The following is a 7,856-nucleotide window of genomic DNA, read 5'->3' as shown; positions in this document are numbered from 1 at the left end:
CCTTGGGGATGCAAGGGGCTTTGGACAAGCAAAGCCCCTTGCCCGGTGTGGTGTGGAACACCACGACTTTAGGCCGCTGGCACAGCGGCTATCATGGCTTTAAGCCAAAACTCACCAATGATCTTGATCCTAGCGGCTAGCTAAGTTGTAGCCAATCACCTGCGGTGCGCCTTTCGCACAGGCGATCCTGTGACACGGCGTGAATACATCCTTGTAGCCTCGACGAAAACGTCCCTGTTTTCGACGGTCACAGTCCCACCAGAACTAGAGCCAGAGCCTGAAAATGAGCTGCATTTCTGCAGACACTTCAGATGTTTCAAGCTACTCAGTGCTAACAGAATTGCACCAATCCTCCTCGCTATCGTCGACAGCCGTTGGCGTAAATAACGTGGCTGAGGGCGAATACTCGCCATTAGCGTATACGCTTATGAGCGCGAGCCCCAGATGGGTTTGAGTACCAAATCCGCGCGGTTGAAATGAAAACCAAGAGAGTCCTCTTGGTCTAGGGGCAAATCGAGGGGCAAAACGCCGCGACTTATAGTCTCGATCGCGGGCTAGTCACAATCGCCGACTGTCTCAGTCGCGGGTCGCGACACAATATCTATTACGGCCGGTGGCCTTGGCGCGATAAAGCGCGCGGTCGGCCTGTTCAAACAGTTGATCCTGATTTATTCCAGCGCTCCAGACGGCGATACCTATGCTGCTGGCTATGCCGTGGCGCTGAAACAGCGGCTCCTTGGTGAGCATTTCGAGCAAGCGTTCGCTCATGCGCACCGCCGACTCCAGATCGCCTTCCACCAACACCACAAACTCATCGCCGCCTATGCGAAAAGCCTGGTCGGCATTACGGATGCCACGCTTAAGCAGCTTGCCAAACTGAGTCAGCACTCTGTCGCCGAACTTGTGCCCGAGACTGTCGTTGAGCTGCTTGAAATTATCCAGGTCAAGCACCGCCAGAGATATTGGGCTGTGGGCTCGTCCGGCTCTTGCGAGCGAGGTGCGGATACACTGACCGAAATAGTGGCGGTTGCCAAGTCCGGTCAGTGAGTCAAACATCGCCTGCTCTGACATCTGCGAATAGGCGATAGCGTTGAACAGTGGCTGCGACAGCAAAATCTCAATCTGCTCAAGTTCCGCCTGTTCTACTGGGCTCAATACTCTTTGCAGCCGGTAGAGTAACTTGGCGGTACCCAGTTTACTGACCAGTTCTCTGCTTACTGTGCTCTGAGAGGTGCGTCCCCAATGAAATTGATGTCCTTGAACTTGTAACTGCACTCCCTGTACCGGCAAATATTGTTGTAACAGTTTGCCATAGCAGGCAAATACTGTCCGCGGATCGAGACTTGCGTGTAACCGTTGAACCGCCTGTAGCAGATCCATTCTGGGGTGGATAGCCTGAGGTTGATCAGACAGATACTGATAGTCTTCAGGGTAAAACTCTGTTGCCAGACCAAAGTCCATCATAAATACTCCAATAAGGCAGAACCTTTTTCTATAGTTAATCTGCAAGATTCGTGCCTGGTCGACCTTGGGCTAATTTGTATCGAGATCTCATTGAGTTAAGCTTTGTAGTGCTAAGTATATTGGGGTGACAAGTATTTGACACTGACAGAATAATGAACTGAACCATTGATAGCGGGGGAGTGTGCATGGAACATGGATTCTTTATCCAGATCCTTCTGATGCTGGTTATCGCCATAACGGCGATAGCTTTGCTCAGGCGCGTAGGCTTACCTGCTATTCTTGCTTATCTGTTGACCGGGGTTATCAGTGGCCCCTCGGGATTCAACTGGTTCTCGCAGCACCAGATGCAATCGGTAGCCGAACTTGGGGTGGTACTGCTGATGTTTACCCTGGGACTGGAATTTTCCGTCCCCAGGCTCTGGGCCATGCGCCGCACTGTATTTGGCCTCGGCAGCGCTCAGGTGGTATTGACCACCTTGCTGGCCATGGGGGCCGGATTACTCTTTATCAGCGACGTGACTCAGGCGCTGGTGATAGGTTCAGTGACGGCTTTGTCTTCCACCGCCATAGTGCTGAAACTGCTTAACGACAAGGGCTGGCTCAAGCGCCGCCATGGCGAACTGTCGGTCAGTGTGTTGCTGTTCCAGGACTTAGCTGTAGTGCCCTTGCTTATTCTGCTGCCTTTGCTGGCCGATGGCAGCGAGTCTTTGACTGTCCTGCAGCTTGGGACTGCGCTGGGGAAGGGGGTCCTGGCCTTTATTGTGTTGATGGCCTTTGGTAAGTGGGCCCTGCCCAAACTGTTTGATGAAGTTGCCCGTTCCCGCTCCAACGAGCTGTTTGTGTTGTCGACTCTGGTAGTCGCGCTCTTGACCGGTGCCTTTACCCAATGGTTGGGGTTGTCCATGGCATTGGGGGCCTTTATGGCCGGGATGCTTCTGGGGGAGAGTCAGTACCGGCGCCAGCTGGAGGCGGATATTCGCCCGTTTCGGGACCTCTTGATGGGACTGTTCTTTATCTCTATTGGTATGTTGCTCGACTTCAGTCTGGTATTGGCCTATTGGTGGCAAATCTTGCTGTTGCTGTTGGCTGTTATAGTCGGTAAGACAGTTATTGTCTTTGCTTTGCTGAGGTTGGTTAAAGAGCCTTTTCGGGTAGCCATGTCTACCGGCCTCAGCCTGGCACAGGTGGGAGAGTTTTCATTCGTGGTGCTGGCACTGGCAGTGAGTTATCAATTGTTGGCGCCCAGTGTCAGTAACACTTTGGTGATGGTGGCCGTACTGTCGATGGCGCTGGCACCGGCATTGGTGCGTCATAGCATAGACATAGCCAGGCTGTTGCAGGGCCTTAAACCCAGGCCGGAACCGGCAGAAAACCTGCCGCCTTTGGATCCCCAGCAAGATCTGGTTCTGCTGCTGGGTTATGGCCGGGTTGGGCAGACCATAGGGCGGTTTCTCAAGGCCGAAGCTATCCCTTTTATAGCCCTCGACCGGGATCCCTCCCGGGTTGCCGAGGCGCGCCGGGCCGGTGAGCCTGTGTATTTCGGCGATGCTTGTAAGCGCAGTTTGCTCAAACAAGCCAATGTGCGCCACGCCAAGAGCATAGTGCTGACCTTTTGTGAGCAGCCGCAGTTGGAAGAGGCCTTGGTGCTGTGCCGGCAATTGGCACCCGAAGCGCGGATCATGGTGCGCACCCGGGATGACAGCGAGCTTGAGCAACTGGAGCAGGCCGGTGCCAGTCAGGTTATTCCGGAAACTCTGGAAGGCAGCTTGATGCTGGTATCTCAGGTGTTGTATCAGTCAGGGGTCCCTTTGTCGCGGATCCTCAAACGGCTGGAGTCGGAGCGGCGCAATCACTATCAGTATCTGCACGGTTTCTTTTCCGGTGAGGAAGCCGACTTCTCTCTCGAGCTACTGCATGCAGTGGCTTTGCCAAGAGGCGCCAGCGCCGTGGGGAAATTCAGTGCCGAGATCCCCTGGCAACAGCTCAGGGTGGAACTGAGAGCAGTGCGCCGCGGCGGCAGGGAGTACGAGCCGCCGGATGAAGATTGGCAGTTTCGCGCCGGTGATACCTTGCTTATTCGCGGCAAGCCCAGAAGGGTGGAGAAAGCCGAAGTTATTTTGCTTCAAGGCTGATTACCCGGCCGCTGGCGTTGGTTTTATTTGCACTTTAAATGGGGTACTCTGCGACCTTTGTGGAGCTGAATGCCGGGAAGGACAGCTTGGCTGCATGTTGCAGCGACTTTTCCTGAATAAGCGCAAACCCGAGTGACTTACAAGGAGTTGGCAACCGTGACCCATGACAGTAATCATGGCCTCGATATCTCGTTCGAGGAACTGTTTGAGATTTTGACTTCTACCCAGCAGCTGCTGTTTTGCCGTGATGGCGATGTGCCGCTGATCCTGCCGGTGAATATCGATGGCAATGAACATGCCAGTCATTGTTATGCCTACCTTCCCATGATGGATGAGCCTGAGGCGAGTCGGGTGCTTGCAGAGAATCTTAAACAACCGGATGATTACTATCTCAAACCCATTCATTGGCAACGGCTTATTCTGACCGCTCATATCAATGAAGTGCTGTTGCTGGATCTGGCGGGCAAACTCGTGCTGCCGCTGGAAGATCAGCAAGCCTACCTGAGCTATATGGCGGCGCGCCTCAATGGTGAAGACTGCGTGCTGCGGGTCAACAATGTGGAAATCAGCCCTTGGCTCACCGGAGAGGCCGACGCCTGGGAACTGGTGGAAGCACTGTTTGCCCGTCACGCCTCACTCAAGGGGATCTGGCTGGCCGACTGTCTGTGGCAACACGCCGAAGGCAAACCCGGTAAGCTGGTAATTCTCGATGCCGAGCTGGCCAGCTACGAGATGTCGACCGCCTTGCAGGATCAGGCCAAGGCGCTGGGTTATACACTTGTCCAACTGAGAGATTTGACCCTGGATTATCAGTTGGATGCGCTGACCATACTGCCGCCGCTGGTGAGCCGAAGTGATGCGGGGGAAGTGCGTCTCTATGTCGGCGACCCGAACCAGCCCTTTATTCCGTTTCAGCGCCACCAGATAGTGCAAACCATAGTCGACAACCAAGAGAGCGGTTCCCATGGTTTACAGCAGGGGGCTGAGAATATAACCGTGACCGCCAATGAGCGGCAGCAAGGTTCTACACCAACCTTTGCTGTGACTCTGGTCTCAGTGTTGCTGGTGGTGGCCTTACTTATCTTTTTCGCCTGATCCATGCTCAACTGATATCGAAAAAAGCTTTCAATTCATCAATCTGACACATGGCGTCCTGATAACCCAAATCTATCAGGGCGCCTGTGTAGGCGTTCTCAAACAGCAGATAAGACACAATACTGGTGTCCGACTGGCTGTCTATACCAATCAAAGCCAGCAGCCGGCGAATGGCGAAGGGCATCTCTTGATAGTAACGCTTGGCCAGCTCACTGAGATCTTCACTGGGTTTAATCACCAAGGTATCAATCGGCCTCAAATCCAACTGTTGGCGGCTCTGTTCCGGCACCAGCGCCAGAGTGCTGTTGATGCGCCTGAGCCGCTCCAGATCTGAGTTAAGGGTATCGGAAAATATGGTATCCAGCAGATGACCGGCAATGGTGGCCGTCTTGGGATGATAATCCAGTTCAAGGGGCGTGTTCTTGTGTGGGCTGTCCAGGTTGATCACCATGATCCGCTTGGCGCCCAGATGTATCGGGCTGGACAGTGGTGCCAATTGATGCACTGAGCCATCGCCATAGTAAGACTGGGACAGCTTAATTGAGGGGAACACCAAAGGAATGGCGGAGCTGGCCATCAGGTGCTCTGTGTGCAGCCGGGTGCGCTCGCCGCTGCGTCTGGCTCTTTGCCAGTTTTCCAATTCCTTGTGGGCCTGAAAGAAGGTCACGGAGCGGGAGCTGTTGTAGCAGGAGGTGTCTATGCTCAGTGCCATCAGGGAGCCGCCGCGGATATTGCGATCGATTCGCTCGAAGTTAATCAGCTCATTGAGCAGTTGCCGCAAGGGTTCATTGTCCAGCAAACTGCCGGCGTCGGTATTGACCAGATCCCCCTGCATGCCACGAAGGGCCATCTTGGCCAGGTGTGCCAGCACGCCGGTATTGGAGGCGCGGTAGACTCTCTCTGTGTGGATATTACGCCAGATCCACTCCAGCTTTCTCAGCCCCAGATGAAAACAGGATGCATGGGTGGCGATAGCGGTGCCATTGATGGCTCCGGCCGAAGTGCCGCAAACAATCTTGAATGGAATGGCGTGATTGCGGGGATAAAACTGCACCAGTGCCTTGAGCACCCCAACCTGATAGGCCGCCCTGGCACCACCGCCCCCCAACACCAAAGCCCTGCTTTCCGGCACAGTGCCTCCTTTGCTAAAGCCCAAAACCATAAGAGAATGCCAAGGTATTATTTTGCAGACACTGCTTGGCTATCTCAGTTTAACTCTAGTTGGCTTTACTGTGGTCGGAGAAGCAAAAACCGCCCTGAGGCGGTTTTTTATAATGATAGCGGATGCTTATCTTATGCGAACCGGTTTTGGATCTGCTCGAGAATGCCACTGGCATCCAGCTTGAGCTCAGTCAGTATCTCTTCCGGTGAGCCGTGCTTGATAAATTCATCCGGCAGGCCAATTTGCAACACAGGCTTGCAGATCCCCTGGCTGGCCAGATACTCGAGCACGCCACTGCCGGCGCCGCCCATGATGGCGTTTTCTTCCACAGTTACCAGCAAGTCATGATTGGCGGCCAGTTCCTTGATCAAATCTTCATCCAAGGGTTTGACAAAGCGCATATCGGCGACTGTGGCATCCAGGCTTTCAGCGGCTTCCAGGCTGGCAGCCAGGGTAGTGCCGAAGTTGAGAATGGCAATCTGTTTGCCCTGGCGTCTGACAAGGCCTTTACCTATCGCCATGGCCGTCATCTCTTCAATCTGCTCGGCGCCGGTTGCATTGCCGCGAGGGTAGCGCACTGCGCTTGGGCCCTTGTCGTAGCAGTAGCCGGTGTAAAGCATCTGCCGACACTCGTTTTCATCGGATGGCGCCATTATCACCATGTTGGGTACGCAGCGCAGATAGCTGAGATCGAAGGCACCCTGATGGGTTGGGCCATCGGCGCCCACAATGCCGCCACGGTCAATGGCAAACAGCACAGGCAGGCGCTGCAGTGCCACATCGTGGATCAACTGATCATAGCCGCGCTGCAGGAAGGTGGAGTAAATGGCCACTACCGGTTTATAGCCTTCACAGGCAAAGCCTGCGCCTAAGGTCACAGCATGTTGCTCGGCGATGGCGGCATCGAAGTATTGCTCGGGGAATTTCTGGGAGAACTCCACCATGCCGGAGCCTTCACGCATGGCCGGGGTGATCCCCAGTACCTTGTCATCCTTGGCGGCGATGTCGCACAACCATTTGCCGAACACCTGGGAAAAACTGGGTTTCCCGGGTTTGGTGACCGGTTTGCAAAATTGTGAAGGGTCAAACTTGGGCACCGCATGCCAGCCGATGGGATCTTTCTCTGCAGGCTCATAACCTTTGCCTTTCTTGGTCATGATATGCAGTACCTGCGGCCCCTTGAGGCTGCGCATGTTACGCAGGGTTTCCACCAGCGCATCCACATCGTGGCCATCGATAGGGCCTATGTAGTTGAATCCCAGCTCTTCAAAAAGGGTTCCCGGAACCACCATGCCTTTAAGGTGTTCCTCGGTGCGGCGCGCCATCTCTTTGATGACGGGCATGCCCTTGAGTACCTTCTTGCCGCCCTCACGTATTGTGGTGTAGAAGCGACCGGACATCAGTTGTGCCAGGTGGTTGTTGAGGGCGCCAACGTTTTCCGAGATAGACATCTCGTTGTCGTTGAGCACCATCAGCATGTCTTTGTGCAGATCGCCGGCGTGATTCATGGCTTCAAATACCATGCCGCCCGTCATGGCGCCATCGCCTATCACGGCCACCACTTTACGGCCGGCTTGCTCTTTATCGGCGGCGACGGCCATTGCCAGCGCGGCGGAAATTGAGGTGCCTGAGTGACCAACACTGAAGGTGTCGTATTCACTCTCTTCCCGCCAAGGGAAAGGATGCAGACCGCCTTTTTGGCGTATGGTAGGCATGCGATCGCGACGACCGGTAAGGATCTTGTGCGGATAGGCTTGATGACCCACATCCCAGACCAGGCGGTCAAAAGGGGTGTTGTAGACATAATGCAGCGCCACGGTCAGTTCGACCGTACCTAAGCCAGAGGCAAAGTGACCGCTCGACATGCCCACAGATTTTAATAAAAACTCCCTGAGCTCGTCGGCCAGCTGAGGGAGCAGGCTTTGTGGAAGTTGACGTAACTCTTCCGGGGTATTGGCCTGTGCCAGCACAGGAAACTGAGTGATATCCAGACTCATAACGAG

Annotated in this window: 5 protein-coding genes; 2 read left to right on the top strand and 3 right to left on the bottom strand. The window is 54.6% G+C overall.

Features of this window, described 5'->3' with window-relative positions:
* Positions 1-576: 576 nt before the first annotated feature.
* Complete coding sequence (locus ACMHXE_RS00295; RefSeq protein WP_308427926.1) at positions 577-1,464, bottom strand: GGDEF domain-containing protein; 888 nt, start codon at positions 1,462-1,464, stop codon at positions 577-579.
* A gap of 185 nt (positions 1,465-1,649) precedes the next feature.
* Here ACMHXE_RS00295 and ACMHXE_RS00290 point away from each other — a divergent pair, with 185 nt between their 5' ends.
* Both ACMHXE_RS00290 and ACMHXE_RS00285 read left to right on the top strand, forming a co-directional pair.
* Positions 1,650-3,596: a monovalent cation:proton antiporter-2 (CPA2) family protein gene (locus ACMHXE_RS00290; protein ID WP_101096150.1), complete on the top strand. Its 1,947-nt coding sequence runs from the start codon at positions 1,650-1,652 to the stop codon at positions 3,594-3,596.
* A gap of 156 nt (positions 3,597-3,752) precedes the next feature.
* On the top strand, positions 3,753-4,691 hold the full coding sequence (locus tag ACMHXE_RS00285; RefSeq protein ID WP_413731083.1) for a hypothetical protein: 939 nt from the start codon (positions 3,753-3,755) through the stop codon (positions 4,689-4,691).
* Between the two features lie 7 nt (positions 4,692-4,698).
* On the opposite strand, the gene ACMHXE_RS00280 is transcribed toward ACMHXE_RS00285, so the two are convergent.
* Both ACMHXE_RS00280 and dxs read right to left on the bottom strand, forming a co-directional pair.
* A complete protein-coding gene (locus tag ACMHXE_RS00280; protein WP_025887263.1) occupies positions 4,699-5,823 on the bottom strand; it encodes a patatin-like phospholipase family protein in 1,125 nt (374 codons plus the stop codon).
* 161 nt (positions 5,824-5,984) lie between these two features.
* Positions 5,985-7,850, bottom strand: coding sequence for a 1-deoxy-D-xylulose-5-phosphate synthase (gene dxs, locus ACMHXE_RS00275; RefSeq protein WP_101096152.1), 1,866 nt, complete (start codon positions 7,848-7,850; stop codon positions 5,985-5,987).
* Positions 7,851-7,856 lie beyond the last annotated feature (6 nt).

Source organism: Shewanella sp. BJSY2023SW007 (assembly GCF_047314525.1).
Taxonomy (GTDB): domain Bacteria; phylum Pseudomonadota; class Gammaproteobacteria; order Enterobacterales; family Shewanellaceae; genus Shewanella; species Shewanella chilikensis.
This window is presented reverse-complemented; position numbering and strand designations above follow the sequence as displayed.

Bases quoted from the DNA above. Each gene is read 5' to 3' on its own strand.
- ACMHXE_RS00295 (WP_308427926.1), bottom strand. From the start codon at position 1,464: ATGATGGACTTTGGTCTGGCAACAGAGTTTTACCCTGAAGACTATCAG.
- dxs (WP_101096152.1), bottom strand. From the start codon at position 7,850: ATGAGTCTGGATATCACTCAGTTTCCTGTGCTGGCACAGGCCAATACC.
- ACMHXE_RS00290 (WP_101096150.1), top strand. From the start codon at position 1,650: ATGGAACATGGATTCTTTATCCAGATCCTTCTGATGCTGGTTATCGCC.